This window comes from Halomonas beimenensis, from assembly GCF_002549795.1.
Classification (GTDB): domain Bacteria; phylum Pseudomonadota; class Gammaproteobacteria; order Pseudomonadales; family Halomonadaceae; genus Halomonas; species Halomonas beimenensis.
On sequence record NZ_CP021435.1, the window covers coordinates 2,821,057 to 2,846,281 of the forward strand.

22 protein-coding genes are annotated in these 25,225 nt (G+C 69.6%); 8 read left to right on the forward strand and 14 right to left on the reverse strand.

What is annotated here, in order from left to right:
* Positions 1–60: 60 nt before the first annotated feature.
* The 8 genes from BEI_RS13170 to BEI_RS13205 form a co-directional block, all read right to left on the reverse strand.
* A complete protein-coding gene (locus BEI_RS13170) occupies positions 61–1,371 on the reverse strand; it encodes a sensor domain-containing diguanylate cyclase (RefSeq protein ID WP_193765109.1) in 1,311 nt (436 codons plus the stop codon).
* Between the two features lie 113 nt (positions 1,372–1,484).
* Positions 1,485–2,687: a tryptophan synthase subunit beta gene (trpB, locus tag BEI_RS13175; RefSeq protein ID WP_097789952.1), complete on the reverse strand. Its 1,203-nt coding sequence runs from the start codon at positions 2,685–2,687 to the stop codon at positions 1,485–1,487.
* A gap of 80 nt (positions 2,688–2,767) precedes the next feature.
* Positions 2,768–3,700 (reverse strand): prenyltransferase, encoded by a 933-nt coding sequence (locus tag BEI_RS13180; RefSeq protein WP_097789953.1) that lies wholly within the window; start codon positions 3,698–3,700, stop codon positions 2,768–2,770.
* Between the two features lie 14 nt (positions 3,701–3,714).
* On the reverse strand, positions 3,715–4,383 hold the full coding sequence (locus BEI_RS13185; protein WP_097789954.1) for an alpha/beta hydrolase: 669 nt from the start codon (positions 4,381–4,383) through the stop codon (positions 3,715–3,717).
* A 61-nt stretch (positions 4,384–4,444) separates the two neighbouring features.
* Positions 4,445–6,214 (reverse strand): SLC13 family permease, encoded by a 1,770-nt coding sequence (locus tag BEI_RS13190; RefSeq protein WP_097789955.1) that lies wholly within the window; start codon positions 6,212–6,214, stop codon positions 4,445–4,447.
* Positions 6,215–6,400: 186 nt separating this feature from the next.
* On the reverse strand, positions 6,401–6,607 hold the full coding sequence (locus BEI_RS13195) for a cold-shock protein (RefSeq protein WP_097789956.1): 207 nt from the start codon (positions 6,605–6,607) through the stop codon (positions 6,401–6,403).
* Between the two features lie 202 nt (positions 6,608–6,809).
* On the reverse strand, positions 6,810–8,465 hold the full coding sequence (locus tag BEI_RS13200) for a GMC family oxidoreductase (protein ID WP_193765110.1): 1,656 nt from the start codon (positions 8,463–8,465) through the stop codon (positions 6,810–6,812).
* 24 nt (positions 8,466–8,489) lie between these two features.
* Positions 8,490–10,001, reverse strand: a complete 1,512-nt coding sequence (locus BEI_RS13205; protein ID WP_097789958.1) for a CoA-acylating methylmalonate-semialdehyde dehydrogenase — start codon at positions 9,999–10,001, stop codon at positions 8,490–8,492.
* Positions 10,002–10,167: 166 nt separating this feature from the next.
* On the opposite strand from BEI_RS13205, the gene BEI_RS13210 reads away from it, so the two are divergent.
* Positions 10,168–11,076: a LysR family transcriptional regulator gene (locus BEI_RS13210; protein ID WP_097789959.1), complete on the forward strand. Its 909-nt coding sequence runs from the start codon at positions 10,168–10,170 to the stop codon at positions 11,074–11,076.
* A gap of 11 nt (positions 11,077–11,087) precedes the next feature.
* Here BEI_RS13210 and BEI_RS13215 read toward each other — a convergent pair whose 3' ends face one another.
* Complete coding sequence (locus BEI_RS13215; protein WP_097789960.1) at positions 11,088–11,996, reverse strand: alpha/beta hydrolase; 909 nt, start codon at positions 11,994–11,996, stop codon at positions 11,088–11,090.
* A 126-nt stretch (positions 11,997–12,122) separates the two neighbouring features.
* On the opposite strand from BEI_RS13215, the gene BEI_RS13220 reads away from it, so the two are divergent.
* The 3 genes from BEI_RS13220 (at position 12,123) to BEI_RS13230 (ending at position 15,312) form a co-directional block, all read left to right on the forward strand.
* Complete coding sequence (locus BEI_RS13220; RefSeq protein ID WP_097789961.1) at positions 12,123–13,763, forward strand: FMN-binding glutamate synthase family protein; 1,641 nt, start codon at positions 12,123–12,125, stop codon at positions 13,761–13,763.
* A 339-nt stretch (positions 13,764–14,102) separates the two neighbouring features.
* The gene (mntP, locus tag BEI_RS13225; RefSeq protein WP_097789962.1) at positions 14,103–14,675 is read left to right on the forward strand and encodes a manganese efflux pump MntP; all 573 of its coding nucleotides are present in this window, start codon (positions 14,103–14,105) and stop codon (positions 14,673–14,675) included.
* Between the two features lie 115 nt (positions 14,676–14,790).
* Positions 14,791–15,312, forward strand: a complete 522-nt coding sequence (locus BEI_RS13230) for a cytochrome b (protein WP_097789963.1) — start codon at positions 14,791–14,793, stop codon at positions 15,310–15,312.
* 67 nt (positions 15,313–15,379) lie between these two features.
* Here the strand turns inward: BEI_RS13230 and BEI_RS13235 are convergent, their stop codons facing one another.
* On the reverse strand, positions 15,380–16,285 hold the full coding sequence (locus BEI_RS13235) for a cation diffusion facilitator family transporter (protein ID WP_097789964.1): 906 nt from the start codon (positions 16,283–16,285) through the stop codon (positions 15,380–15,382).
* A 139-nt stretch (positions 16,286–16,424) separates the two neighbouring features.
* Here BEI_RS13235 and BEI_RS13240 point away from each other — a divergent pair, with 139 nt between their 5' ends.
* A complete protein-coding gene (locus tag BEI_RS13240; RefSeq protein ID WP_227644476.1) occupies positions 16,425–17,114 on the forward strand; it encodes a DUF4336 domain-containing protein in 690 nt (229 codons plus the stop codon).
* Positions 17,115–17,286: 172 nt separating this feature from the next.
* Here the strand turns inward: BEI_RS13240 and BEI_RS13245 are convergent, their stop codons facing one another.
* Positions 17,287–18,513: a permease gene (locus tag BEI_RS13245; protein ID WP_097789965.1), complete on the reverse strand. Its 1,227-nt coding sequence runs from the start codon at positions 18,511–18,513 to the stop codon at positions 17,287–17,289.
* 209 nt (positions 18,514–18,722) lie between these two features.
* Between BEI_RS13245 and BEI_RS13250 the strand changes: the two genes are divergently transcribed.
* Positions 18,723–20,663, forward strand: a complete 1,941-nt coding sequence (locus BEI_RS13250; RefSeq protein ID WP_097789966.1) for a metallophosphoesterase family protein — start codon at positions 18,723–18,725, stop codon at positions 20,661–20,663.
* Positions 20,664–20,667: 4 nt separating this feature from the next.
* Here BEI_RS13250 and BEI_RS13255 read toward each other — a convergent pair whose 3' ends face one another.
* From BEI_RS13255 to BEI_RS13265, 3 genes are all read right to left on the reverse strand, one after another.
* Positions 20,668–21,135 carry a phosphatidylglycerophosphatase A family protein gene (locus BEI_RS13255; RefSeq protein ID WP_097789967.1) on the reverse strand — a complete coding sequence of 156 codons (468 nt, stop codon included), beginning with the start codon at positions 21,133–21,135 and terminating at the stop codon, positions 20,668–20,670.
* Positions 21,136–21,147: 12 nt separating this feature from the next.
* Positions 21,148–21,714 carry an NnrU family protein gene (locus tag BEI_RS13260; protein ID WP_097789968.1) on the reverse strand — a complete coding sequence of 189 codons (567 nt, stop codon included), beginning with the start codon at positions 21,712–21,714 and terminating at the stop codon, positions 21,148–21,150.
* A 357-nt stretch (positions 21,715–22,071) separates the two neighbouring features.
* Positions 22,072–22,512 (reverse strand): YtoQ family protein, encoded by a 441-nt coding sequence (locus BEI_RS13265; RefSeq protein WP_097789969.1) that lies wholly within the window; start codon positions 22,510–22,512, stop codon positions 22,072–22,074.
* Positions 22,513–22,663: 151 nt separating this feature from the next.
* Between BEI_RS13265 and BEI_RS13270 the strand changes: the two genes are divergently transcribed.
* Positions 22,664–23,254: a gamma-glutamylcyclotransferase gene (locus tag BEI_RS13270; RefSeq protein WP_097789970.1), complete on the forward strand. Its 591-nt coding sequence runs from the start codon at positions 22,664–22,666 to the stop codon at positions 23,252–23,254.
* A gap of 213 nt (positions 23,255–23,467) precedes the next feature.
* Positions 23,468–25,207: an isocitrate/isopropylmalate family dehydrogenase gene (locus tag BEI_RS13275; RefSeq protein ID WP_097789971.1), complete on the forward strand. Its 1,740-nt coding sequence runs from the start codon at positions 23,468–23,470 to the stop codon at positions 25,205–25,207.
* Positions 25,208–25,225 lie beyond the last annotated feature (18 nt).

Below are 25,225 nucleotides of genomic sequence, written 5' to 3' on the forward strand. Positions count from 1 at the left end.
TTGGGGATACATCCCCCCCTATCCTGAACCAAGGCGGCTCCTCCCCGCCAGTCGGCCGCCTCACACCACCGGCGACGGTCCGACGACCCGGTTCCGGCCCTCGTGCTTGGCCCGATAGAGGGCCCGGTCGGCCCGGCCGAGCACCTCGTTCAGGTCGCCGTCCGGCTCGAGGAAGGCCAGCCCCAGGCTCACCGTGATGTGCAGCGTCTCGCCGCCCAGGGCGAGTTCGGTTTCGGCCACCCGGCGACGCAGTCGCTCGAAGACCCGCCAGGCCTCCTCGGGGTCGCCGTCCGCGAGCATGATGGCGAACTCCTCGCCGCCGAGGCGGGCGATGAGATCATAGGGGCGCAGGCAATCGCGGCAGGTGCGCGCGAAGCACTGCAGGGCGATGTCCCCGGCGGCGTGGCCGTGGGTATCGTTCAATGCCTTGAAGTGATCGAGATCGAGCATGGCGACCGCCACGCGCTGGTGATGGCGGGCGGCATAGGCCAACACCGCACGGCCGTTGGCGAAGAAGCCGCGACGATTGAGCAACCCGGTGAGCATGTCGGTGGTGACCAGCGCCCGGGTGCGCGACTCCTCCTCCTTGCGTTGGGTGATGTCCTGCAGCCAGCCGTCCCACAGGGTCACGCCCTGCCTCCCCCGCCGCACCCGGGCGCGAATCTCCAGCCAGCGTTCGCCCTGCGGGAGCGTCAGGCGCACGTCCTGCTCCCAGGGCGTCAGGCCAACCGCCGAGCGAGCCAGGGTGGTCGTCAGCGCGCGACGATCTGCGTCCGGCATCCGCGCGAACAGGGCCTCCGGGGACGCCTGGAGCGTCTCCGGGGTGAGACCGCAGAGTTCCCGGATGCCGTCGCTCACGTACTCGAAGCCCAGTTCTCCCCGAGGCGTCTGGCGCAACCGGAAGAGCGCGCCGGGCAGCCGGGCCAGGCCGGCCTCGAGGTCGGCGAGACGTTCCCGGTCGACCCGGGCCCGGGCGACCAGGTCGTCCACGTCATGCAGGACCACCAGCAACCGGGGCGGGCCCTCGCCTCCCGCCAGCGGGCGGATGACGACGTCCTGGTAACGCAGGTCGCCGTCGGCCCGGCGACAGCGTACCGCCCCCCGCCAGGGGCGACCCTGGGCGAGGCAGGCGGCCATCCCCCGCGCCAGCTCCCCCCTCAACGGGTCTTCGTCGAGCCCGGAGAGACGCGTCCCCACCAGGTCACTCGCCGCCTGGCCGAGGTGCGCTTCGGCGCCCGGGCTGAGGCGCAATACCACGCCATCGGCATCCGCCAGCAGGGCGGCGCCGGGGAAGTGTTCGAAGAGGGCGTCGGACAGCGAGACGTCCCGAGGGACACGTCGACGTCGCCACCGGTCCCGAATCCATGTCATACCCCACATCCTTGGGGTCTCCCTTGCGATCAGAAAGCGACGGTTGCCTTCACCCTAGCCCAGTCCGCCGTGACGGACAGGCCCCGAATCGACGCCTGATGGCGATCGACCGGTTACAGGCTCAGTCGTGCCGCCACATAGTCGGCATCCTTGTCGCCGCGTCCCGAGAGGTTGATCAACAGGTGCTGGTCGGGGCCGAGGGTCGGGGCGGTACGCATCGCCCAGGCCACGGCATGGGCGCTCTCCAGGGCCGGAATGATGCCCTCGACCCGGGACAGGGTCAGGAAGGCATCCAGGCACTCATCGTCGGTGGCGGTCACGTAGTCGACCCGGCCGTGTTCCTTGAGGTAGCTGTGCTGCGGCCCCACCCCGGGGTAGTCGAGGCCGGAGGCGATGGAGTGCACCGGCAACGGGTTGCCCGCCTCGTCTTCCAACACGTAGCAGGCCATGCCGTGGATCTCGCCGGGCTGGCCGAGCGTGAGGGTCGCCGAGTGTCGCGGCGTGTCCAGCCCCTCGCCGGCGGGCTCCACGCCCACCAGGCGCACGCCCTCGTCATCGAGGAAGGCGGTGAACATGCCGATGGCGTTGGAGCCGCCGCCCACGCAGGCGGCGACCTGGTCGGGCAGGCGCCCGTGGCGCTCCTGGAACTGTTCCCGAGCCTCGCGGCCGATGATCGCCTGGAAGTCTCGCACCATCTTCGGGAAGGGATGCGGCCCCACCACCGAGCCGATGGCATAGAGGAAGTTCCGGGGATCCTTGAGGTACTCCTCGAAGGCACTGTCCACGGCGTCCTTGAGGGTGGCCGTGCCACGGGTCACCGGCACCAGGCGGGCACCGAGAATCTTCATCTTGGTGACGTTGGGATGTTCCTTCTCGATGTCCACCTGGCCCATGTGGATCTCGCAGGGGATGCCGACCAGGGCGCAGGCGGTGGCCAGCGCCACGCCGTGCTGGCCGGCGCCGGTCTCGGCGATCACCTTGGTCTTGCCCATGAACTTGGCGAGCAGCGCCTCCCCCAGGCAGTGGTTGATCTTGTGGGCGCCGGTGTGGTTCAGGTCCTCGCGCTTGAGGTGGATCTGGGCCCCGCCCAGCCGCTCGGAGAGCCGCCGGGCGTGGAAGATCGGGCTGGGACGCCCCACGTAGTCGGCGAACAGGCCGGCGAGTTCCTGCTGGAAGTCGTCGCGGGCGCGAATCTCGTCGTAGGCCTCGGAAATCTCGTCCATCACCCGCTTGAGCTCGGGGGGAATGATCTGGCCGCCGAAGCGACCGAAGTAGCCGGCGTCATCGGGCAAGGGAGCGAAGGCGGATCGTGTCATGTGGTCTGCTTCCTGCAGTCGGAGGTGTTCAGCGTTGTCCCGACATCATGCCCCGACGCCCCCGCCACGTCGAGGCGAGGTCAGCCCGCCAGCCACAGCCCCAGCTCGAGCAGCGCCAGGACGCCGAGCTGGAGGGCCACGTTGAGGCCCAGCAAGGGCACCAGCGCCGGCGTGTCGGGCGCCTCGGGCAACCGCCAGAGCCGGATCACCAGCCAGGCGAGCGCCGGCGCGGGCAGCCAGGCCAGCCAGGCACCGGAAGGCAGCAGGCCGGCCCCCCAGCCCAGGGGCACCACCAGGAAGGCGGTCACCAGCAGCGCCGCGACCAGCCGAGCGGCCCGTCGGGGGCCCAGCCGAATGGCGAGATGGTGGCGGCCGACCCGGCGGTCCGCCTCGATGTCGGGCAGCTGGTTGAGCAGCAGCAGGGCGCTGGCCAGCAGGCCGGGCACCAGCGATGCCGTCAGGGCGACCCAGGAGAACCGGCCGGTGAGCGCCTGGTGGCCGCCGACCACCATCAGCAGGCCGAAGCCCAGGCCCGGGGCGAGCAGGCAAAGCAGCGCCCGGCGCGTCAGCACGCCCGTGTAGGCCACCACCAGGGCGAGTCCCGGCAGGCCGTAGGCCAGCAGCTCGGGCCCCTGACGCCACAGGAAGCCGGTGCCGATGACGACCACCCCGGCCAGGCACCCCAGGCCGGCCCGACGCACCCAGGGCGTGACCTCCGGCCGGGCCGGCAGGGCCCCGCTGCCGCCGGAGAAGGGCGTGCGCCGGGTCTGGTCATCCAGGCCGCTGGTGTAGTCGTGATGCTCGTTGAGCAGATTCACCGAGGCGTGGGCCAGCAGGGCGGCGAGCAGCACCAGCAGTGCCTCCCAGGGGGCCACGGCGTGTCCCTCCAGGCGGGCGGTAAGGATCGCCAGGCCCGCACAGAGCGGGGCCAGCACCAGGAAGGGGGGACGCGCACAACGCAGGACGGTGCGCCAAGGTGCGGACGGGGCGAGCGCCCCTTCGGCGGCTTCCATGCCGAGGGCTCCCTTCAGCGCGCCAGGCGTTCGGTCAACCAGCGGCCGATGTCCGCCACCTGCTGGGGGCAGACCGCATGGGCCATGGGGTACTGGCGATAGTGCACCGGATAGCCCATGGCCTCGAGGCGGTCGCGGGCGGCCTGGCCCAGGGCCTCGGGCACGACCGGGTCGAGATGGCCGTGATGGATCTCGATGGGCAGGTCGCGGTTGGCCTCGGCCGGCTGCAGGCTGTCGGCGGTGGCCAGGTAGGTGGACATGGCCAGCAGGCCGCCCAGGCGTCGGGGGAAGGTCAAGGCCGCCTGGTAGGCCACGGCCCCGCCCTGGGAGAAGCCGGCGAGGATGATCCGTTCGGCGGGAATGCCGTGCTCGAGCTGCTCGTGGACCAGGCCCTGGATGCGTTCCGCGGAGGCCTTGAGCTGGGCCTCGTCGACCCGGCGGTCGAGGCTCATCTCCTTGATGTCATACCAGGCCGGCATGACCATGCCGCCGTTGATGGTCACCGGCAGGCGAGGCGCATGGGGCAGGATGAAGCGGACGTTGACGCCCTCGGGCAACGCCAGGGCCGGCACCAGGGGCTCGAAGTCGTGCCCGTCGGCCCCCAGGCCGTGCAGGATGAAGACGCAGGCATCGGCGGGTTGGCCGCTACGCGGCTCGATGATCAGCTCGTCGGGTTCGCTCATGGACTCGTCTCCGGCGCAAAAGCGTCACCCTAGCGCAAAGCGCCGCCCACGGCGAGGGGGATCAGAAGGGCCAGACGATCGGAATCAGCCCCAGCGCCACCACGGCGGTGAGCAGGTTCAGGGGGGCGCCCACCCGCAGGTAGTCGCTCACCCGATAGCCGCCGGGGCCGTAGACCATCAGGTTGGTCTGGTAGCCGATGGGCGTCAGGAAGCTGGCCGAGGCGGCGAACATCACCGCCACCACGTAGGGCATGGGGCTGACTCCCAGGCTCTCGGCCCCGGCGATCACCACCGGGAAGGTGATCACCGCGGCGGCGTTGTTGGTGACCAGCTCGGTCAGCAGGGCCACCACCAGGTAGGTGCCGATCAGCAGCCACCAGGGGTTGCCGTCGACCATCCCCATGGCCGTGCCGGCCAGGGCGGAGGCGGCCCCGCTGGCGTCCAGGGCGGCGCCGAGGCCGAAGGAGGCGGCGAGGGTCAGCAGCACCTGGGTGTCCAGGCCGCGCTTGGCGGCGCCGATGGTGCAGCAGCCGGACAGCACCGAGGCCGCCGCGCCCAGCATGGCGGCATTGAGCAGGCTGGTCAGGCCGGTGGTGGCCAGCAGCACCACCCCGGCGAGGATGCTCCAGGCCAGCCACGCCCGCTCGTGGGCCGGACGGGCCGAGCCGTTGAGCTGGCTGATCAGCAGGAAGTCACGGGACTGGCGGTGGCGCTCGATGAAGGGGGGGCGCGCCTCCAGCAGCAGGACGTCGGCGGGCTGCAGGCGGATCTGGCCCAGGTTGCCGGCCACCCGTTCGCCGCCCCGGCACACGGCCAGGACGGCGGCGCCGTAGAGGGTGCGGAAGTGACCGTCGCGGATGCGTCGGCCGATGAACTGGCACTGGTCGGAGACCACCGCCTCGACCAGGCGGCGCTCCTTGAAGTCCTTCTGCAGGCTGGACTCGCCGTGGTGGGAGGGCACCAGGCCACGGATCTGCTGCAGCTCCACCGCGCCGGCGGAGGTGCCGGCGAAGACCAGCCGATCGCCGCCCTTGAGCCGTTCCCCGGGGCCCACCACGCTGACCACGTTGCCGTCGCGCTCGATCTCCACGAGAAAGAGTTCCTGAAGATGGCGCAGGCCGGCCTCCTCGACCGTCCTGTCCACCAGGGGACCGGCCGGATCCACCTCCATCTCGATGGTGAATTCCCGGGGATTCTCGAACACCTCGGTGGCGCCCTGGCGCGGCGGCAGCAGGCGCCGCCCCACCAGCAGCAGGTAGGTCACGCCGACCACCGCCACCGGCACCCCGACCCAGGCGATATCGAAGAGCCCCATGGCCAGCGAGGGATAGCGCTCGATGAGCAGGCCATGGACCACCAGGTTGGTGCTGGTGCCCAGCAGGGTGATGGTACCGCCCAGGATGGACGCGAAGCTCAGCGGCATCAGCAGGCGATGGGCCGGCAGGTTGAGCCGCCGGCTCCAGCTCAGCACCGCCGGGATGAAGGTGGCGACCACCGGGGTATTGTTGAGGAAGCCGCTGAGCGGCGCCACCGGCAGTACCAGCCGGGCCAGGGCCAGGCGCTCGCCCTTGGGTCGCCCCAGCACGTAGCGGATGATCAGGTCGATGCCCCCGGTCTCGCGGATGCTGGCCACCAGCACGTACATGAAGGCGACGGTGAAGAGCCCGCTGCTGGAGAAGCCGCCCAGGGCCTGCTGGGGGTCGACCACGCCCAGGCCGAGCAGCAGCACCAGCGCGCCCATCAGCACCATGTCGGGGCCGATACGGGTCAGGGCCATCACGGGGAAGACGGCGGTGACGACGACGAGCGAGATCCAGGCGTCCGGGGACATGGGCATTCCAGAGGGAGAGTACGAACCACCTCATTGTGCCGCCAGGCGCATATACTAAAAAGTTATTTTTAGAAATTCATTTAGACGCAAAAGGAATTTGCAAGGTCCGCACCAACGAAAGCGGGGCTCGCTGTCGCGAGCCCCGCCAGGCCGCCCGGAGGCGGCGAATCAAGTCACCGGTCGAGCTTAGTCGATGGCCTTGATGTTGGACGCCTGCAGGCCTTTCTTGCCCTGGGTGACGTCGAAGGAGACCTTCTGGCCGTCCTGCAGGGACTTGAAGCCGTCGGCCTGAATCTCGGAGAAGTGGGCGAACAGGTCGTCACCGTTGTCGTCCGGAGAGATGAAGCCGTAGCCCTTGGTGTCGTTGAACCACTTGACGGTACCGGTAGCCATTGTCGAAATCCTCGAATAGCGTGATGTTTTGCCGGGGAGATACCCGAGTTGCAGTGGGTATAACAAGAGACTTTCACCGGGCGACCGACGCTATTGAGCTTTCGATGACCACTTGCGATGTGCGACTTGCCAACCAACTGCGAGCAGCATGCGCCCTTCGAGGGCGCAGGTCAAACCCTATTTGCGTCGAATGACGACAAGATTACGACGTCTCCCTCAGCCAGGCCGCCGCCTTCTCCGCGATCATCAGGGTCGGCGAGTTGGTGTTGCCGCTGGTGATGGTCGGCATCACGCTGGCGTCCACCACCCGCAGGCCGCGCACGCCCCGGACCCGCAGGCGCGAGTCCACCACGGCCATGGGATCGTCCTCGCGCCCCATCTTCGCGGTCCCGACCGGATGGAAGATGGTGGTGCCGATGTCCCCGGCCAGCCTCGCCAGGTCCTCGTCGCTCTGGTACTCCACCCCCGGCTTGACCTCCTCGGGCGCGTACCTGGCGAAGGCCGGCTGGGCGGCGATGCGACGCGTGACCCTCAGCGAGTCCGCCGCCACCTGGCGGTCCTCGGGCGTACTCAGGTAGTTGGGGGCGATGGCCGGCGCCTGCCGGGGATCGCGGCTCTTGATCCGCACCGTGCCCCGGCTGGTCGGATTGAGGTTGCAGACGCTGGCCGTGATCGCCGGGAAGTCGTGCAGGGGCTGGCCGAAGGCGTCCAGGCTCAGCGGCTGGACGTGGTACTCGATGTTGGGGTGCCGGTAGTCCTCGGAGCTGCGCGTGAAGATGCACAGCTGTGACGGCGCCATGCTCATGGGACCGGAACGCGTCAGGGCATATTCCAGGCCGATCCGGGCCTTGCCCCACAGCGAGTTGGCCATGGTGTTGAGGGTATTCGCCCCGGTCACCTTGTAGACCGAGCGAATCTGCAGGTGGTCCTGGAGATTCTCGCCCACGCCCGGCAGTTCGTGTACCAGCGGGATGCCGTGCTCGGCCAGCAGGTCCGCCGGGCCGACCCCCGAGAGTTGCAGCAGCTGGGGGGACCCGATGGCGCCGGCGGAGAGGATCACCTCGCGGCGGGCCGTCGCCACGACCTCCTCGCCCGACCGCTCGGCCTTCACCCCGCGGCAGCGGGGCTCGTCGCCCTCGCCCGTCGCGAACTCGAGGCCCAGCACCTGGGTGGAATGCCAGAGGGTCAGGTTGTCGCGCTTCTCGACGTCGCGCAGGAACGCCTTCGAGGTGTTCCAGCGCCAGCCCGAGCGCTGGTTGACCTCGAAGTAGTCGACCCCTTCGTTGTCTCCCCGGTTGAAGTCCCGGGTCCGCGGAATGCCGGCTTCCACGGCGGCCGAGGCGAAATCGTCCAGCACCTGCCATTTCAGTCGCTGCTTCTCGATGCGCCATTCCCCGCCGTGGCCGTGGAAATCGCGATGGGCGGCGTCGGCATCGCCGCCCGGGTCCAGGCGATGATGATCCTCATGGCGCATGAAGTCGGGCAGGCAGTTCTCCCAGCGCCAGGCGTCGTCGCCGGTCAACTCGGCCCAGCCGTCGTAGTCGCGGGCCTGGCCGCGCAGGTAGAGCATCCCGTTGATGCTCGAGCAGCCCCCGAGCGTCTTGCCGCGCGGATAGATCAGCGAGCGACCGTTCAGCCCCGGATCCGGCTCGGTGCGAAATCGCCAGTCGGTGCGCGGGTTGTCGATGCAGTAGAGATAACCGACCGGGATATGGATCCAGTGATAGCGATCGCGCCCGCCGGCCTCGATCAGCAGCACCCGGTTGGCCGGGTCCGCGCTGAGGCGGTTGGCCAACAGGCAGCCGGCGGTGCCGGCGCCCACGATGACGTAGTCGAACTCTCGTGCTTGTGCGTTCATCGGCATGCTCCTGGCCAGGCCGCCCTACTTGGCGGTCGGCATGGCGAACTCGGCGCCGGCGTCGATGGCGTCGGACCAGCGCTGCATGATCGACTTCTGCTTGGTATAGAACCGCACGCCCTCCTCGCCATAGGCGTGGGTGTCGCCGAACAGCGAACGCTTCCAGCCGCCGAAGCCGTGCCAGGCCATGGGCACCGGGATCGGCACGTTGATGCCCACCATGCCCACCTGGATGCGGCGGCCGAACTCCCGGGCCACGCTGCCGCTCTCGGTGAAGCAGCTCACGCCATTGCCGAACTCGTGCTCGTTGATCAGGCGGATGGCGGTCGCCACGTCCGGCACCCGCACGCAGGCCAGCACCGGACCGAAGATCTCCTCACGATAGATGGTCATCTCCGGGGTGACGCGATCGAACAGGGTGCCGCCCATCCAGAAGCCCTCGGCGCAGCCCTCGCCGGCACGGCTGCCGTCGAAGTCGCGGCCGTCCACCACCAGGTCGGCCCCCTCCTCGACGCCCTTGTCGATGTAGCCGGTGATGCGCTGGTGCGCCGCCGCGGTGACGATGGGGCCCATCTCGGCGTCGAGTTCCATGCCGTTCTTGACCTTGAGCGCGCGGGCCCGCTCCGCCAGCCGCGGCACGATCTCGTCGGCCACCTCGCCCACCAGCACCGCCACGCTGATCGCCATGCAGCGCTCGCCGGCACTGCCATAGGCGGCGCCGATCAGGGCGTCGACGGCCTTGTCCAGGTTGGCGTCGGGCATCACCACCATGTGGTTCTTGGCCCCGCCCAGGGCCTGGACGCGCTTGCCGTGGCGGGCCCCGTTCTCGTAGATCAGGTTGGCGATGGGCGTGGAGCCCACGAAGGACAGCGCCCGGACCTCGGGATGCTCGATCAGCGCCTCGACGGCCTCCTTGTCGCCCTGCACCACGTTGAACACGCCCTTGGGCAGGCCGGCCTGCTCGAGCAGGTCGGCGATCATCAGCGAGGCGCTGGGGTCGAGCGGGCTCGGCTTGAGGATGAAGCAGTTGCCCGTGGCGATGGCGACGGGGAACATCCACATCGGCACCATGGCCGGGAAGTTGAACGGCGTGATGCCGGCGACCACGCCGAGGGGCTGTCGCATGGTCCAGTTGTCCATGCCGGTGCTCACCTGCTCGGTGTAGTCGCCCTTCAGCAGCTGCGGGATGCCGCAGGCGAACTCGACGATGTCGATGCCCCGAGCCACCTCGCCCTGCGCATCGGTGAACACCTTGCCGTGCTCCCGGGTGATGGCTCGGGCCAGCTCGTCCTTGTGGGCATTCAACAGTTCCAGGAAGCGGAACATCACCCGGGCCCGACGGATCGGCGGGGTGTCGGCCCAGGCCGGGAAGGCCGCCTCGGCGGCGGCGACGGCGGCATCGACATCGGCCCGGGAGGCCAGGGCCACCCGACCGCTCACCCGGCCGGTGGCCGGATTGAAGACCTCCTGGGTACGACCGGAGTCGCCGTCGGCAAGTTGGCCATTGATATAATGCTGGATAGGGGTCGTGGTCATGCGGGCCTCGCCTCGTCGTTGTTCGCCTGTGTCGCCGAAACCCCGATTTAACAGGCTTCGCGACGGATCATCTGTCTAGACTAGCGTCATGGCCGCTCGGAGCAATTGAGAAATTCAAAACCAGGATATAAGTTTCTCTGATATCACTAACGCCCCGGGGAGCCCCATGCAGGACCTGCAGACACTGCGCGCCTTCGTCGCCGTCGCCCGGGAAGGCAGCGTCTCCCGGGCCGCCGAGCGGCTCCACCTCACCCAACCGGCGGTGAGCCTCAAGCTCAAGCAGCTCCAGCAGTCACTGGGCCTCACGCTGTTCCGTCGCCGTCCCCAGGGGCTCGCCCTGACCGCCGACGGCCAGGCCCTGCTGCCCAAGGCCGAGGAGGCGCTCAGCGCCTGCCAGGCCTTCGACCTGGCGGCCGGCGCGCTGCACGAGACCCCGCGCGGCAGGCTGCGCATCGGCACCATCGTCGACCCGGAGTTCATCCGCCTGGGGGCCTTCCTGCACCATCTGGTGGAACGGGCCCCGCAGCTGGAGACCGAGCTGCAGCACGGCATGAGCGGCAACGTGCGTGACCGGATCCTCCGCGACGAGCTGGACGTGGGCTTCTTCCTGGCCCCGCCCGGCGAGGGGCCGGCGGAGGCCGGCGACGTGCTCGATTACCTGGAACTGACCCGGTTCGACTACCACGTGGTGGCCCCGCCCGGCTGGGGCTCACGCCTGGGCGGCGGCGACTGGGCCCGGCTGGCGGAGCTGCCGTGGATCGTCACGCCGGGCGAGTCCGTGCATCATCGGCTCCTCGAGCGCGAGCTCGCCCCCCGGGGGCTGGCGGTCCGGCCAGTGGCCCGGGTCGACCAGGAGGCCTGCATGCTGGACATGGTGCGCACCGGCGTGGGCCTCAGCCAGGCGCGGGATGCCCTAGCCATGGCCGAGCGCCAGGAGCGCGGGCTGGCCGTCGCCGAGGGGGTGCGCCTCCCCTGCGCGCTGAGCTTCCTCTGGCGCCGCGACCGCCGCGACGAGCCGGTGATCGCCGCGGCGCTGGCCGTGCTCGACCGGGTGTGGTCCCTGGGAGAGCGTTGAACGCCGGGATGTCAGGGTCCCGAGCGCTCGGCGCCCGGGGTCGTCGGCACGACCTCCCGCAGGAAATCCAGCTGCAGGCGGACGTTGCGCTCGAAGGTCTCGCCCACGTAGGGGGCGAAGTGGTGGCAGTCGAGCGCTTCGAAGCGTCCTCGGGGCAGGCGGTCCGCCGCCTTGCGGGCGGCGCCGGCCGGCGTCACCGCATCGCGCCGGCCGGCGATGACCAGCGCCGGGGCGAACACCCGGTGCGCATGGCGGATCGGGCTGTAGAAGGGGAAGGCCAGGAAGGCCCGCGCCCGGGTCTTGTTCTCCCAGGGCGCCCCCTCGGGCACGAGACCGAGATAGCCGTCCCAGGCCTCCGGCGTGGTGATGGCAGCGACCTCGCCCGGCCGCCCCACGATCGGCCGGTAGACGGGCCGTCCCCACCACCCGCCGACCAGATCGGCCAGGCCCGCCGCCCCCAGGCGAAGGATGTTGCCGAGCGGCACCCGCCTCAGGCTCGCCGGGGCGCTGACATGCGGCACCTGGGCGATGATCGCGGCGATGCCGGCATCCCCGGCGGCGGCTTGGATGACATGGCCGCCGGACAAGGAGGTACCCCAGAGCACCAGGCGGGCGACATCCACCTCGGGCAAGGCGCGCACGTGCCGCACCGCCGCCCGCCAGTCCTGGAGGTGGCGGCGCGGGCTGACCCATTGGCGCGGCTCGCCCGCGCTGTCGCCGAAGCTTCGATAGTCGAAGGTGAAGACCGCATAGCCCGCGGCGACGAAGCGGTCGGCGAAGGACATGAGCCCGGCGGCACGGATGGCGCCGAAGCCATGCGCCATGACGATGACCGGCGGCTTGGTCCCCGTCTCGGGCAGCATCAGGGTGCCCGCGCAGCGGGTGCCCTGGCTGATGAAGGAACTGTCGTGCGATGTCATCGACTGCCTTGCCCCCGGAATACGCGCGTCCTTCCGTATCCACAGCATAGGTCCCGTCGGGGCGAGAGATTGACACTCGCCCGCCCCGGGCCTGCAATGGCAGGGTTCCCCCGCCCGGAGTCCGCCATGCCTCGACCGCCCCGCCGCTTCCTCGTCTATGCCCTGAGCCTGCTCGGCTTCCTGTTCTGCCTGGTCGCCCTGCTGCTGGCCCCGGCGTGGGGCTGGGGGCTCGGCACCCTGACCTTCGGGCTCCTCGCCGGCATGGGCACCCACGACCTCTGGCAACGCCGTCACACGGTCAGCCGCAACTACCCGATCACCGCCCATCTGCGCTACCTGCTGGAGTCCTTCGGCCCCGAGATTCGCCAGTACTTCATCCAGCGCGACAACGAGGAGGTGCCCTTCTCCCGCGAGCAGCGCAGCCTGGTCTACCGCCGGGCCAAGGGCACCATCGACAAGAAGCCCTTCGGCTCGCTGCGCGACATGCAGGCGCCGGGCTACGAGTGGATGAACCACTCCCTGGCGCCCGCCGACATCGAGGATCACGACTTCCGGGTGATGGTCGGCCCCGATCGCCCCCGACCCTATGCGGTGAGCATCTTCAACATCTCGGCGATGAGCTTCGGCTCGCTGTCGGCCCATGCCATCAGCGCGCTGAACGACGGCGCCCGGCGAGGCGGCTTCTACCACGACACCGGCGAGGGCGGGATCTCCCCGTATCACCAGAGGGGCGGCGACCTGGTCTGGGAGATCGGCTCGGGCTACTTCGGCTGCCGCGATGAGGTCGGACGCTTCGACCCGGAGCGTTTCGCCGCGGCCGCGACCCGGGACACGGTGAAGATGATCGAGATCAAGCTCTCCCAGGGCGCCAAGCCCGGCCATGGAGGCATCCTGCCCGCCGCCAAGGTCACCGCCGAGATCGCCCGGGTGCGTGGCGTCCCCGAAGGGCGCGCCGTGGTTTCCCCGTCGGCCCACGGCGCCTTCGCCACGCCCCGGGAGATGATCGGCTTCATCCGGCGCCTGCGCGAGCTCTCCGGCGGCAAGCCGGTGGGCATCAAGCTGGCCATCGGCCACCCCTGGGAATGGTTCGGGGTGGTCAAGGCCATGCTCGAGGAGGACCAGCATCCCGACTTCGTGGTGGTGGACGGTGGCCAGGGCGGCACCGGGGCGGCCCCCCTGGAGTTCGTCAACAGCCTGGGCATGCCGCTGACCGATGCCCTGCTGCTGGTGCACAACACCCTGGTGGGAACGGGGCTGCGCGAGCGGGTGCGCATCGGCGCCGCCGGCAAGGTGATCAGCGCCTTCGACATCGCCCGCACCCTGGCGCTGGGCGCCGATTGGTGCAACTCGGCTCGGGGCTTCATGTTCGCCCTGGGCTGCATCCAGGCCCAGAGCTGCCACACCGACCGCTGCCCGAGCGGCGTGGCCACCCAGAACCCCTGGCGGGGCAGCCGGCTCGACATCCCCCTCAAGGCGGAGCGGGTGCAACGCTACCAGGCCGGCACCCGCCAGGCGCTGGCCGAGATGCTCGCCGCCGCCGGCCTTCGGCATCCCGCCGAGCTGGGCCCGGAGCACATCATCCGCCGGGTGTCCCGCCACGAGATCCGCAGCCTGGCCACCCTCTTCGACTTTCTCGCACCCGACGAGCTGCTGGAGGGACGCGCCGCCCATCACCCGGTCTTCCGCGACTACTGGAATGACGCCGACCCGGACAGCTTCGCCCCGCCCATTGCCCAGGCCCGCCTGCGGGAGAGCAAGCTGGTGTGAGGGCTCACCCCGCCGCGCGCCGGATACCCTCGGAGGGGCCGAGGGGCTGACGCCCCGACGGGAAGGTGATAGGCTGCGCCCATCCCGGTGATGGAGCCTGCCTATCGCGGCCCCATCCACCCTACCCTCGTTGGGGAGTAGCCGGCTCGCGCCGCGTGTGCGAGAGCGCCTGTCAACATGGTCGGCCAGATGCCGTGGCAGGTGCGCCCCGGCGCTCGACGAACGACGCCTCAGGTCGTCTCGCGAGCGCCGGGGTGGGCGAGACCATCGACGGTGCGACGTCCGTGGCCGGGCGCGTCGTGCCGTCGTGGTGAATCGCCCGGCCCGGAACCCTGAGCCATGACGCCGCTTTCCACGACCCTGCTGGCCTTCTCCATGTCCACCGACGCCTTCGCTGCCGCCATCGGCAAGGGCGCCGCCGTCGATCACCCCCGATTCCGCGAGGCTCTGCGCACGGGCCTGATCTTCGGCGTGGTCGAGGGCCTGACCCCCCTGATCGGCTGGGCCCTAGGCCTGGGCGCCGCCCGGCATATCGCCGCCTGGGATCACTGGATCGTCTTCATCCTGCTGTTGATCCTCGGCGGGCGCATGATTCTCGGCGGGCTCTCGACGCCGGATGGAGCGGGCGACGCCCCCGCCCCGCGACGCCAGGCCTGGTGGCTGGTCGCCGCCACCGCCGTGATCACCAGCATCGACGCCCTCACCGTGGGCATCGGCCTGGCCTTCATCGAGGTCAACATCCTGCTGACCGCCCTGGCCATCGGCGCGGCCACCACCCTGATGGCGACCCTGGGGGTGCTGCTGGGCCGGCGTCTCGGGGTGCTGGTCGGCCAGCGGGCGGAGGTGCTCGGCGGCGTGGTGCTGATCGGCATCGGCACCACCATCCTGGTCGATCACCTGGGGCTCTGGTGACGCCCGGTTCGCGACGCCGGTCACGAGAGGAGCCCGTCATGAACGGGCCCTTAAGGCTCCTGCAAGGTATGCCGGGTAAAAGGATCCTGGTCCCATGCCCCAAGGAGTGATCCTCATGAATTGGCTCGATACCGAACAGCGATACGGCCTCGTGTCCCGCGCCCTGCACTGGTCCATGGCCCTGCTGGTGCTGCTGATGCTCGCCAGCGACTGGTGGATGGAAGCCCTCGAAGGGTTCGGCGAGGCCAGGCTGATGGCGTGGCACAAGAGCATCGGCGTGCTGCTGCTCGGGCTGCTGGCCGTCCGTCTGGCCTGGCGTTGGCTCAACCGCGGCCGCCTGGCCCCGCCCGCCCACTGGCGTCTCGCCGCCCGCCTAGGCCATCTGGCGCTCTATGCCCTGCTGTTGCTGCTCCCGGTCAGCGGCGTGTTCACCGCCTGGGGCAGCGGCCATGGCGTGGCCTTCTTCGGTCTGCCGCTGATTCCTGCCGGCGCCGAGATCGAGTGGCTCGAGGAATCCTTCGAGGAGATCCACGAGGTCGCCGCCAACCTGCTGTGGCTGATGATCGGCGGCCATGTGCTGGCCGCACTCGTCCACCAGTGGTGGCTCGGCGAGCGCAGCCTGCAGCGCATGAGCTGACGCACCGCCTTGGTGGCTACACTCGGCGCTGCCCGACCCTGGGCAGGCCGAGGCCTGAGCGCCGGGCTCACTCCTGGCGATCCTTCACCTCGTCGGCACAGCGCTCGACGGCCTCGAGCTGGATGGTGGCATGCTCCACGTCGAAGCGCTCGAGCAGCACCGCCTTGATGGCCACCAGCGTCTCCTCGCGGTCGGCATCCTCCTCGATGGCGGCATGGAGCGACAGCAGATGCCGGCCCGGGGTCAGCGACCAGGCATGGACGTGATGGACGTCACGCACCGCCGCCAGGCGCTCCGGCAACTCGCGCTCGATGCGCGTCACGTCGAGTGCCTCCGGCGCCCCCTCCAGGAGGATGTGCCCGGACTCCCGGGTCAATCGCCAGGCGCTGCGCAGGATCAGCACCGCCACCAGCAGCGACAGCAGGGGGTCGATGGGCATCCAGCCCGTGGCCAGGATCACCAGCGCGGCGACGATGGCGGCCACCGAGCCCAGGAGGTCGCCGAGCACGTGCAGGGCCGCGCCACGCATGTTGAGGTTGTCGCGATCGCCGAAGTGCAGGATCGCGAACACCACCAGGTTTACCGCCAGGCCCACCCCGGCGATGACGAGCATGGGCGTGCCGGCCACCGTCACGGGGGTGACGAGGCGGCGGATGGCCTCGATGGCGATCCAGATCACGATGGCGATCAGCGCCAGGCCGTTGACGAAGGCGGCCAGGATCTGCGCCCGGTGGTAGCCGAAGGTGCGGCGGCGATCCGCCGGCCGCCGGCTGAGCCGGGTGGCGAACCAGGCCAGGGCCAGCGCCGCGGTGTCGGTGAGCATGTGACCGGCGTCGGCCAACAGCGCCAGCGACCCGGAGAGGATCCCGCCGACCACCTCGGCGACCATGAAGGCGCCGGTGAGCCCGATCGCCCAGCCCAGGCGGCGCTGGCTGTCGCCCGGTGGGTGGGAATGGTCGTGATGCTGCCCCATGGCGCGCCTCCTTCGCTCCGCATCGGGGTGTCGCCAGCCTAACACGCCCGTCCGAGGCCCTGTCTCGCCGCGTCACGCCGGCAGGCTGCTAGGCTAAGGGTCTGTCGAAAGGGTTTCCCGATCATGGAGGAGAGGGAGCATGACGATGCGTCAGTGGGACGAGGATCTCTGGTTGTTCGAGGGCGAGACGGTGCCCTTCATGGGGCTGCCCTATGCCACCCGAATGACGGTCGTGCGCCTGCCCGACGGCGGGCTCTGGGTGCACAGTCCCATCCGCCTGACGCCCGAGCGACAACGCCAGCTGGAGAGCCTCGGGCCGGTGCACCACCTGGTCGCCCCCAACCACCTGCATCATCTCTTCCTCGACGCCTGGCAGCGGGCCTACCCCGGTGCCCTGACCCATGGCACCCCGGAACTGATCGCCAAGCGCCGGGACCTGCGCTTCGACGGCACCCTGCAGGCGCCCCACCCGGACTGGCAGCCGGTGATCGACCAGCGCCTGTTCACCGGCTCGCCACGGATGGTGGAATGCGTCTTCTTCCATCGCCCCTCCGCCACCCTGATCGTCGCCGACCTGGTGGAGAACTTCCCGCCGGAGTCCCTCAGGCCCTGGCAACGCTGGCTGGCCCGGGTCACCGGCATCCTGGCCCCGCACGGCGGCATGCCCCTGGACTGGCGGCTGACCTTCCTCGGCCACCGCCGGACGGCCCGGGCCCATCTGGAGGCGCTGCTCGACTGGGCCCCGGAGCGACTGATCCTGTCCCATGGGCGTCTCATCGAGCACGATGCCCAGGCCTATCTGCTCCGCGCCTTCCACTGGCTGCGCTAGCCATTGTCTGAACAGCGCCTGCGCCCGGTTATACGGCGTTGACCCTCGACTCGCGGGCGAGTCCGATCAACGGATTCATTGACTCCCTGTGGACTCGCCTCGTCACCGACTCTTGCCTTGTCTGGCCGTCGCTCACCGGCTTCCCAGGCATCCCTGGCCCGGTCAGACCGGTTCAGCCGGCCAGAGGTGCCACCAGCAGTCCCCCCACCAGCCAGGCCAGAGCCAGCCCCACCAGGCCCTGCAACACCCGGGTCCCCAGCGAGGGGCTGTCGTCCCCATGGTGGTGATGGTGATGATTGCCATCACCGGGAGCTCGCCACCACAGCCAGGCCAGGACCACGGTAATTCCCAGGAAGGCCAGGTTCAGAAAGAAACCATAGTTGAGGGCGAAAAACTCGCGCTCGGTGATGCGCCCGGTGAGGGTGGCATCCGGCAGCGCACCCAGCAGATCCAGCCCCAGATGCAGAAGCAGCGCCGTCAGCACCAGCCCCGAGAGCAGGGCTGCCAGCAGGTAGAACGCCATCTTCCAGCCGTAATAGCGCGCATTGATCCGTAACACCGGCAGCACCACCAGGTCCGAGAAGATGAACGCCATCACCCCCGCGAAGCTCACGCCGTTGTCGAACAGGACAGCCGCCAGAGGAATGTTGCCCATGGAGCCAATGAAGGTGAAGAAGGCGGCCACTGGGCCGATCAGCGCCTGGGCGATCAGCTCCAAGGCCCCGGCCGATGTCCCTGCGCCCGGAAAGAGCGCCTGGAAGAAGGTCCGGGGGACGAAGGCCGCGATGATGCCGGCAACGCTGAAGCCGATCAGCACATCCTTCCAGACCATCTGCCACTCCATCACGTAGGTGCGGGCGATCCGTTCCCAGCCGTCGCGGCTGGTGAGACGCCGCCGCCAGTCGGGCGGCGAATGGCCGTCGTGCTGGCCATCCCCGCCGCCGAGGCGGTCCCGGACTCGGGCGATCAATCGATCCGGTGAGGTGAGGCGGACGAAGGCCCAGGCGAACAGGATCAGCATGACGCCGCCCGCGTATTCACCGACCACGAAGGGCCAGCCCAGGAAGATCGCGATCACGAAGCCAAGCTCGACCACCAGGTTGGTGGAAGCCAACAGGAAGGCCAGGGAAGGCGCCAGCCCGGCCCCCTTCTGGAAGAGGGCCCGGGTGGTGGCCAGGGCCGCGAAGCTGCAGGAGCTGGATATGAAGCCGAAGAAGGTACCCAGCAGCATGCTGCGGGGGCCGTCCTTTCCCATGGCACGTTGCATGCGCTCCCGGCTCACCAACACCTGGATGAGACTGCTGATCAGATAACCCAGGACGAACGCCCAGAGCGCCATCCAAAAGAAGCCGAGGCTGGTAATCGCCGCCTCGTGCCACTGCGCCAGGAACCTCGTCATGGAGCGCCTCCTTGCTTGAACCGGGGGAATGAGCCGAGATACGGTCACGGAACCCATTCAGTCTAGCCCCCTTGGCCACCCCCCCAGTCAAGCCCGGCTCACGTCGCTCCTCGGCGACTCACGGCGAGGGGGCCTTGTCGGCTACCATGGCGGCTGGCGAGTCAGGTCCTCGCCGTTTCGCCGGCCGACCCAGGAAGCTGCCCCCGACAATGACGTCTCCCGATACCGACCACGCCCCGCTCCCCGACGTACTCGCCGGCCCGCTGCTGCGCCGCCTCTCGCCCGAGCGCCTGCTGATCTGGCTGGTGGGCAGCCGCCCGCTGGAGGGCCGGCTGCTGCTGCACCCCGAGGGGCACGCCCCGCGCCGGCTGAGCCTGAACGAGCGGCGGGTCCGGCGCCTGCCGCTGGGCCGCCACGCCGTCCTGCACCTGATCGACGTCCACCTGGAGACGCCGCTGCCCACCGGCGTGGCCATCGATTACGACCTGCGCCTCGCCACCGGGGACAGCGAGGCCGGCATCGCCGACTGGGCGCCCCACCTGCTCCACGAGGGCGCCCGGCGGCCGGCCTTCGTGCTGGCCGAGGGCCATCGCCGCCTGCTGCACGGTTCCTGCCGACGGCCGCACCACGACGGCCCGGACGGCCTGGTGCGCGCCGACGCCTGGCTCGCCGAGCGCCGAGACGACGCCGAGGCCTGGCCGGCCTGGCTGCTGATGACCGGCGACCAGGTCTACGTCGACGACGTGGCCGGCCCCCTGCTGGTCGCCATCCACGCCCTGATCCATCGGCTGGGGCTGTTCGACGAGCCCCTGGAAGGCGCCACCGTGACCGACAGCCAGGCGCTCTATGGCGCCGAGGCGACCTACTACCGCCGCGAGGCGCTGCTGCCGGACGTGACCAGCAGCGCCGACCTGCGCGAACGCTTCTTCGGCGGCGTGCGCAAGCCGGTGTTCACCTCGGCCCATGCCCACAACCACCTGATGAGCTTCGCCGAGGTCATCGCCATGTACCTGCTGGTGTGGTCGCCCACCCCCTGGCGGCTGGTGGAAGTGGCCAAGCCCGCGCTCGACGCCCCTCACGCCGAGGCCTTCGATGCCGAAGCGGCGATCATCGAGCGCTTCGTCGCCGGCCTGCCCGCCGCCGCCCGGCTGCTCGCCCACCTACCGTCGCTGATGATCTTCGACGACCACGACATCACCGACGACTGGAACCTCACCGCCGACTGGGAGACGACCGCCTACGGCCATCCCTTCTCGCGGCGCATCATCGGCAATGCCCTGCTCGCCTACCTGCTCTGCCAGGGCTGGGGCAACGACCCGGACCGGCTGGCCGAGCCCCTGGACGAGCTGGACGGATTGCTCGAGGCGGCGGCCGACGCCGACGGCTGGCTCCCCGCCGAGCCCCATGACGCCTGCATCCGTCACCTGCTGCGCTTCGAGGGCTGGGAGTTCCAGCTGCCGGGGCCGCCCAAGCTGGTGGTGCTGGACACCCGCACCCGCCGCTGGCGCAGCGAGCGCAGCCCGCGCCGCCCCTCGGGACTCATGGACTGGGAGGCCCTGTCGGAATTCCAGCAGGAGCTGCTGGACGCCCCCTCGGTGATCATCGTCTCGCCGGCGCCGATGTTCGGCGTCAAGCTGATCGAGGCCATCCAGAAGCTGTTCACCCTGGCCGGCAAGCCGCTGCTGGTGGATGCCGAGAACTGGATGGCCCACCGCGGCGCGGCCAGCGTGATGCTCAACATCTTCCGCCACTCGCGCACGCCCGGGCACTACGTCATCCTCTCCGGCGACGTGCACTACTCCTTCGCCTACGACATCCGCATTCGCCACCGCCGGGGCGGGCCACGGCTGTGGCAGATCACCTCCAGCGGCCTCAAGAACGCCTTCCCCGACACCCTGCTGGACTGGTTCGACCGCGCCAACCGCTGGCTCTATGCGCCCCGCTCGCCGCTCAACTGGTTCACCAAGCGCCGGCCCATGCACATCCGTCCCCGGGACCCGGACCGGGCCCGGGCCGGCGAACGGCTCTGGAACGGCGCCGGCATCGGCCTGGTGGAGCTCGACGACCAGGGCCGCCCCACCACGATCCGCCAGCTCGACGCCCGGGGCTTCGACGTGGACTTCCCGCCGCCTCCGCCGGACAAGGCCTGACGGCTCAGATCGCGCGGCGGCGCCACAGGGCCAGCCCGCCGGCGACCAGCAGCCAGGCATAGAGCGCCGCCACCAGGTCGTCGAGCATCATGCCCACCCCGCCGGCCACGGCCTCCACCTGGGCCACCGGCGGGGGCTTGGTGGCGTCCAGCACCCGGTAGGCGACGAAGGCTCCGGCCATCGCCAGCGGCTGGCGGGCCGCCGCCTGACCGAGCACCGCCACCGGGAAGGCGACGATCTCGTCGGCGACGATGCGCCCGTCGTCCTTGCCGCCCAGGGTGTCCGAGGCCAGCTGGCACAGCGGCATGGCCGCCACCAGCAACACCGCCACCAGCCCGAGCTGCAGGCGGCGCGAGCGTCCCAGCAGCCACCAGGCCAGCGGCAGCGCCAGCAGCGAGCCGAAGGTGCCGGAGGCCAGCGGCGAGAGCCCCAGGCCAAGGCCGGTGGCCGGCCACATCCACAGCGCTTCCATGTCGGTGAGTCCTCACATCACCGGCACGCCGATCAAGGGCGCATGCAGCCAGAACGCGAAGACCCCGTAGGCGATCACGCCGATCACCAGGGTGGCGAGGGTGCCCCCCAGGGTCGGGGCGGCCGGGGCGGGCGCGGGGCGACGCCGGGCGGCGCGGAAGTCGAGGATCGCCCAGACCAGGAAGGCGCCGAAGAAGACGACATCGCCGAGCCGGCCGTTGGCCAGCAGGTGGGAGAAGGCCCAGAGCTTCACGCCCAGGATCATGGGATGCCCCAGGCGGGCCTTGAGATGGTTATGCGGGACATAGGCCGCCACCACCAGGATGAAGGCCGGGATCATCAGCAGCGCGACCAGGTGGCGCAGGGCCACCGGCGGCACCCACAGCTGGACGGGCGAGAGGCGCATCTGGCCGAAGCCCCAGATCGCCAGCGCCAGGCCGATCAGCGAGGCCAGGCCGTAGAGGGCCTTCCAGCGCAGCTCGCCCCACTGCGCGATGCGCGCGCTGCGCCAGTCGTCGGCGACGATGCGCACGGAATGCACACCGAGGAAGATCACAAGGCCGAGAATCATCACGGTCATGGCGGGGAAGCTCCTCGAATCAGAGAGTTGTCGAACCCGAGTGAGCCTAGCAGCATTTCGTTAAATAGCGCTATTCGCCTCCAGGGATCGAAAAATGTGACTCGACATCCGTGACTCTCATGACCATCGGTCGGAACCGACAGGCGGCGGGCCGCCGGGGCCGGTGGACACCAGTCCCGAAGGGAAAGACTTCAAAGCAATCACCGTTGGGCAGACTAGAGGCGCCGGGGACAGGTCGCAGAGGGGGTCTTTTGACCATGGACGGCAAAAGTAGCGCCCATGGAGGGGTCTACAGCGCCCCCTCGTCGGTCCGGCGCTCCGGGACCTGTCGACGGATCAGCCTCGATGTTGAAGGAATCAGGCGCGCAAGACGTAGCGGAGGATCTCCACCACCTGGGCGGGAGTGGTCGCCCAGGCCATGGCCGCGGCGTCGACCTCCTTGAGCGGATGGACGATCTCCTCGCCGTGCAGGGTGACGTAGGGCGTGCCCAGGGCGGCGCAGTAGCCGGCATCGAAGGCCGCGTTCCACTGCTTGTACTTGTCGCCGAAGCGCACCACCACCAGGTCGCTCTGCTCGATCAGGGTCTTGGTGCGGATGGCGTTGACCTTGGACGACTTGTGGTCGCGCCAGAAGCCCTCGCTCTGCGGGCCCAGGTGATCGCCCGCGGCGTCGCTGGCGTCGTGGTCGGTGACCGGCGAGGTGAAGACGACGTCCAGGCCGGCGTCCTCGGCGCCGCGCCGGATCTCCTCGCGCCAGTCGGTGTGGATCTCGCCGGACAGGTAGACATGAAAGCTCATGGGGGCACTCCTCGATGACGGGATGGGCAAACGTGGAAATCCATCTTACGCTGGTGAATCTTGTATACAAGCCTTGCCGGGCTTTCGCCCTGCCGCCCCGGCGGCGCATCATGAAGGCCGATACGCGCCGACGACGACACGGACGAGCCCCATGGTCCAAGACACCACCGCCCTCAACCGCCGCATGACCCATTTCGATGATCGGGACAGCCTCTGGCTGTTCGGCTACGGCTCGCTGATCTGGAAGGCGGGCTTCCCCTACCTGGAGCGTCGCCCGGCGCATATCCGCGGCTGGACGCGGCGCTTCTGGCAAGGCTCCCACGACCACCGCGGCACCCCGGAGGCCCCAGGACGGGTGGCCACCCTGGTCCCCGAGCCCGGCGCCCTCTGCCACGGCATGGCCTACCGCATCACCCCCGAGACCCTCCGCCCCCTGGACGTGCGCGAGAAGAACGGCTACCTGCGCGAGGTCACCACGCTCTTCTTCGAGGGCGGCGAGACCGCCCAGGGGCTGACCTACATCGCCACCGAGGACAACGCCGCCTTCCTGGGCGAGGCCGAGCCCACCGCCATGGCCCGCCAGATCGCCGAGGCCCACGGCCCCAGCGGCCCCAACCGGGACTACCTGCTCAACCTGGCCGAGGCCCTGGAGGCGCTCGGGGTGGAGGATCCCCACGTGGCCGACCTGGCCCGGAGAGTGCACGCTCACTCACCGGCCAGGACCGGCCCGAAGCCCATGTGAGGGCGTCTTCCCCACCCGAACGACGGCCGCACCCGCGCCCGATGCCCGGAACGGCATGGTCCCGCGCCCCCGTCGGCTCGGCATTGCATGTACAATGAAGCATTGGTCGAAGCGAGCCCGACGCCGCGGCCTGACCGGCGTTCCCCGGCCACGAGCCGGGCCTCATCCGGAGGGTGAGGCAGGCAGACTCCACTAGTGCGAATGGGAAGAATGATGAGCGACAAGATCAAGGTGGCATCCCCCCTGGTCATCCTGCACGGCGACGAGATGGCCCAGGTGGCCTTCGAGAAGATCCTCGACAAGTTCGTGACCGCGCCGCTGGACATCGACCTGGTCGAGATCGACCTGACCGCCGAGAACCGGCTGGTCACCAACGGCCAGGCGGTCAAGGACGCCATCGATGCGCTCAACCGCTTCGGCGTCGGCGTCAAGAACGCCGGCATGACCGTCAACCGGGCCCAGCTCGACGAGCTGCTGGCCAAGCATCCGGAGCTGGACCCGAGCACCCTGCACCCGCTGGCCACCAAGTCGCCCAACGGGGCGATCCGCAAGGGCATCGGCGGCAACATCACCCGCGAGGACATCCAGTTCCGCAACCTCCAGATGGAGCGGCCGGAGTGGATCGGCCGCGACATCGAGGTGGACACCATGGACGAAGGCGGCATCAAGGACAGCGCCAACGCCCTGTCCGACGCCACCGGCGTGGTCAAGCTGATGTTCGTGGGCGCCAGTGGCGACCCGGTGGAACTGCACCGCCGCGAGGTGAACAAGGGCGATCCCTGGCTGCTGGCCACCAACGACCTGGAGGCGGTCGAGGCCTGGGCCCACCGCTTCTTCCAGCGCGCCATCGACGAGCAGCGCGACATCTACCTGGGCCTCAAGGACACCGTGATCGCCGGCTATGACGGCGTGATGCGCGCAGCCATCGAGGCCATCTACCGGGATCACTACCAGGCGAAGGCCGAGTCGCTGGGCCTGGCCTACCACTACGAGCTGATCGACGCCCAGGCCGCGCGGATCGTGGCCAACCCGCCGGAGCGCGCCCTGTGGGGCGTGCCGGACAACAACACCGGCCGCAAGCTCTACAAGCTGGTGGAACAGCTCAAGCGCTACGGCATCCCCAGCCGCAAGGCCCAGGTGTCGATCTCGCGGATGAGCGCCGGCGGCGGCGACCAGTACGGCAGCTTCAACGCCCCCGCCGAGGAGGACGGCCTCCTCAAGGTGGTGGTCGACGGCGAGGAGAAGCATGCCCGTCGCGTCCGCAAGGGCGACCCCATCCTGCTGATGTCCAACGATCACGAGGCCATCAAGGACTGGGTGCTGCAGGTGTTCCGCGACGCCTCGCGCAAGGACAAGGAGGTCTACTTCGGTCTCAAGCGCGAGTACATGGAATACGACGAGGTGTTCAGCACCGTCATCACCGACGTGCGCCACGAGCTGGCCAAGGCGGATACCCCGCCGCCGTCGTTCATGATCATGCGACCCTCCAGCCAGCTGATCAAGATGATCACCGACCCGCCCCGCAACGCCCTCTACCCGGCGCAGAACCTGGACGGCGACATCTTCTCGGACATCTCCGCGGCCCTCGGCGGCAGCCTCGCCACCGCCAGCTCCATCATCGAGAGCAAGAACGGCACCATGCTGTTCGAGGCGCCCCACGGCACCGCCCACGACCTCTACCTGAAGTACCTGGAGAGCGACGGCAAGGAGGCTCACTTCAATTCCTCGGCGCTGATCTTCGCCGTGGCCAACGCCCTGGAGACCCTGGCGGAGCGCGAGGCCAACCCGGCGCTGGCCGACTACGCCACCCGCCTCAAGGCCGCCCTGATCGACACCGTCGGCGACGGCATCATCACCGGCGACCTCAAGGGCAAGACCAACGACCCGGCCGGGGAGACGGTGGTGGACATGCACGGCTTCCTCGACGCCGTGGAGGCACGCCTCTCGGCATGAGGCGGACTTGGCATGACG

Bases quoted from the DNA above. Each gene is read 5' to 3' on its own strand.
- mntP (WP_097789962.1), top strand. From the start codon at position 14,103: ATGACGCCGCTTTCCACGACCCTGCTGGCCTTCTCCATGTCCACCGAC.
- BEI_RS13265 (WP_097789969.1), bottom strand. From the start codon at position 22,512: ATGAGCTTTCATGTCTACCTGTCCGGCGAGATCCACACCGACTGGCGC.
- BEI_RS13230 (WP_097789963.1), top strand. From the start codon at position 14,791: ATGAATTGGCTCGATACCGAACAGCGATACGGCCTCGTGTCCCGCGCC.
- BEI_RS13275 (WP_097789971.1), top strand. From the start codon at position 23,468: ATGAGCGACAAGATCAAGGTGGCATCCCCCCTGGTCATCCTGCACGGC.
- BEI_RS13235 (WP_097789964.1), bottom strand. From the start codon at position 16,285: ATGGGGCAGCATCACGACCATTCCCACCCACCGGGCGACAGCCAGCGC.
- BEI_RS13180 (WP_097789953.1), bottom strand. From the start codon at position 3,700: ATGGAAGCCGCCGAAGGGGCGCTCGCCCCGTCCGCACCTTGGCGCACC.
- BEI_RS13270 (WP_097789970.1), top strand. From the start codon at position 22,664: ATGGTCCAAGACACCACCGCCCTCAACCGCCGCATGACCCATTTCGAT.
- BEI_RS13205 (WP_097789958.1), bottom strand. From the start codon at position 10,001: ATGACCACGACCCCTATCCAGCATTATATCAATGGCCAACTTGCCGAC.
- BEI_RS13240 (WP_227644476.1), top strand. From the start codon at position 16,425: ATGACGATGCGTCAGTGGGACGAGGATCTCTGGTTGTTCGAGGGCGAG.
- BEI_RS13220 (WP_097789961.1), top strand. From the start codon at position 12,123: ATGCCTCGACCGCCCCGCCGCTTCCTCGTCTATGCCCTGAGCCTGCTC.
- BEI_RS13250 (WP_097789966.1), top strand. From the start codon at position 18,723: ATGACGTCTCCCGATACCGACCACGCCCCGCTCCCCGACGTACTCGCC.
- trpB (WP_097789952.1), bottom strand. From the start codon at position 2,687: ATGACACGATCCGCCTTCGCTCCCTTGCCCGATGACGCCGGCTACTTC.
- BEI_RS13260 (WP_097789968.1), bottom strand. From the start codon at position 21,714: ATGACCGTGATGATTCTCGGCCTTGTGATCTTCCTCGGTGTGCATTCC.
- BEI_RS13215 (WP_097789960.1), bottom strand. From the start codon at position 11,996: ATGACATCGCACGACAGTTCCTTCATCAGCCAGGGCACCCGCTGCGCG.
- BEI_RS13245 (WP_097789965.1), bottom strand. From the start codon at position 18,513: ATGACGAGGTTCCTGGCGCAGTGGCACGAGGCGGCGATTACCAGCCTC.
- BEI_RS13185 (WP_097789954.1), bottom strand. From the start codon at position 4,383: ATGAGCGAACCCGACGAGCTGATCATCGAGCCGCGTAGCGGCCAACCC.
- BEI_RS13170 (WP_193765109.1), bottom strand. From the start codon at position 1,371: ATGACATGGATTCGGGACCGGTGGCGACGTCGACGTGTCCCTCGGGAC.
- BEI_RS13200 (WP_193765110.1), bottom strand. From the start codon at position 8,465: ATGAACGCACAAGCACGAGAGTTCGACTACGTCATCGTGGGCGCCGGC.
- BEI_RS13255 (WP_097789967.1), bottom strand. From the start codon at position 21,135: ATGGAAGCGCTGTGGATGTGGCCGGCCACCGGCCTTGGCCTGGGGCTC.
- BEI_RS13210 (WP_097789959.1), top strand. From the start codon at position 10,168: ATGCAGGACCTGCAGACACTGCGCGCCTTCGTCGCCGTCGCCCGGGAA.
- BEI_RS13195 (WP_097789956.1), bottom strand. From the start codon at position 6,607: ATGGCTACCGGTACCGTCAAGTGGTTCAACGACACCAAGGGCTACGGC.
- BEI_RS13190 (WP_097789955.1), bottom strand. From the start codon at position 6,214: ATGTCCCCGGACGCCTGGATCTCGCTCGTCGTCGTCACCGCCGTCTTC.